The organism is Bradyrhizobium sp. (genome assembly GCF_019242285.1).
Taxonomy (GTDB): domain Bacteria; phylum Pseudomonadota; class Alphaproteobacteria; order Rhizobiales; family Xanthobacteraceae; genus Bradyrhizobium.
Genome location: NZ_JAFAVV010000561.1, coordinates 1 through 2,014, shown reverse-complemented (window position 1 = coordinate 2,014; position 2,014 = coordinate 1). Strand labels below are relative to the sequence as shown.

3 protein-coding genes are annotated in these 2,014 nt (G+C 63.0%); all 3 read left to right on the top strand.

The window, feature by feature from the left end:
- Positions 1 to 224: hypothetical protein (locus tag JOY90_RS22595; protein ID WP_291693330.1), on the top strand; the 224-nt coding region annotated here is incomplete at its 5' end.
- A gap of 18 nt (positions 225 to 242) precedes the next feature.
- The gene (locus JOY90_RS22590; RefSeq protein WP_291693329.1) at positions 243 to 836 is read left to right on the top strand and encodes an SCO family protein; all 594 of its coding nucleotides are present in this window, start codon (positions 243 to 245) and stop codon (positions 834 to 836) included.
- A gap of 394 nt (positions 837 to 1,230) precedes the next feature.
- The coding region (locus tag JOY90_RS22585; RefSeq protein WP_291693331.1) for a transporter substrate-binding domain-containing protein at positions 1,231 to 2,014 on the top strand (784 nt) is incomplete at its 3' end.

Here is a 2,014-nt window from a genome sequence, read left to right as displayed (position 1 = left end):
CAGGCCCTTATTTGAAGGGCATGGCGCCGCCGCTTTCGACGCAGGAAAATAGCCATTCGGCCATGGCCGTAATCCGCTCCTCTGGAGGGATGCGGTCGGTTTTGATCTGGTCGAGCGGCGCGCTTTCGGCGGCCGCGCTGTTCGCCGCGCTCGTGCTGTGGGCCCACTACGGCACGACCGTGTTTTTCGAAATGATCGCCGCAGGATTTGCGGCCTGCTTCTAACCTGAAGGAATGCCCGGGATGGACCGGACCCTTGCCCGTCCGCTAGTGATCGTCACCGCCTTTACCGCAAGCCTCCTGATCGGGCTTTTGGTCGTGCTGTGGGGCATGGGGGGTGTGCGCGGTGTCACCGCGCCCGCCGCGATCGGAGGGCCGTTCCAGCTCGTCGATCAGACCGGCGCGACGGTGACCGAGAAGAGCCTGCAAGGCCGGCCCACCCTGATCTTCTTCGGCTACACCCACTGTCCCGACGTCTGTCCAACCTCGCTGTTCGAGATGTCCGAAATTCTGCGCGCCATGGGCAAGGATGGCGACCGCGTCAACGTCTATTTCATCTCTGTCGATCCCGAGCGCGACAACACTGCCGCGGTGAAGGACTATATCTCGAGCTTCGATCCGCGCATGAAGGGCTTGACCGGCGCTCCCGAGGCCGTGGCCAAGGTGCTGTCCGAGTATCGGGTCTATGCCAAGAAGGTTCCATTGAAGGACGGCGACTACACGATGGACCACACCGCGCTGATCTATCTGATGGATCGCGACGGCCACTTCGTGTCGCCCTTCAACCTCAACCGCAAGCCGGAAGAGGCGGCGGCCGACCTGAAACGGTATCTCTGAATCGGATTTTCGGGCCGGAAGTAGCCCGCGAAACCATGCTTGGGGCATGGTCTGCGCATGATGTTTTCTCGAAGAAATCCGCTGCAGACATTTCCCATCATACGCTATAAGGCCGTCCCGCTCGTGTGGTGACTCTGACGTTCCTTTCAGTTTTGCTGCGACCTCGTCAAAGGAACGTCAGAGTCAAAGCCACACGACAATCATAAATTTTGCTAGTGTCCCTTTGGTTCTGACATTCGTAAACGTGCCTTCCGCGAAATGATACGAATGTCAGAACCGGGACACTAGCTCGAGATCAGCGGTCGAAACGTTGCAGATCAGGACGTCATTGAGTGCCCCCTCGCGGTCGGCCCGCCGTCGAATGGCGGCGCTAACGGTGGTCGCGTTGCTGGGGATGCTCTCGGCTCCGGGCCATGGCCAGGCACCGAAGCAGCCGCCGGCTCCGTCGTCGCAAGCCCAGCCTCCGGCCAAAGGTTCGGCGCCCTCAAGCCAGGGTGCGGCGAAGGCCTTGCCGGAAGCGGCGCCCCAGGCCGTGCCCGGGTTCTGGGACCCGCGCCGCCGACCCGAGCGGCCGGATCTCTCGCGCATCTCCGTGATCCGCTTCCTCACCGAGACCGACTATCCGCCGTTCAACTTCACCGGCGCCGATGGCAATCCGGCCGGCTTCAATGTCGATCTCGCGCGCTCGCTGTGCGAGGAGATCAAGGTCACCTGCACCATCCAGATGCGCCGCTTCGAGACGCTGATCGATGCGATCTCCAGCAACCGGGGCGACGCCATCATCGCCTCGATGGGCGCCACGGCGCAGCTGCGCACCAAGGTCGACTTCACCGATCCCTATTACCGCGCGCCGGCGCGCTTCGTGTCGCGCCGCGACGGCGTGTTGCCGGAAGTCCGCCCCGAATATCTGGAGGGCAAGAAGGTCGGCGCCGTCACCGGCTCCGCGCATGAAGCCTACCTCAAGGCGATGTTCACCGACGCGGAGATTCATTCCTATCCGAACGACGAGGCGCTGCGACTGGCGCTGCGCCGCGCCGAGGTCGACTTCATCTTCGGCGACGGCATCTCGCTGGCGTTCTGGATCAACGGCACCGACTCGGCGGATTGCTGCGCCTTCTCCGGCGGACCGTTCGTCGAGAGCCGCTATTTCGGCGAGGGCATCGGCATTGCCGTGCGCA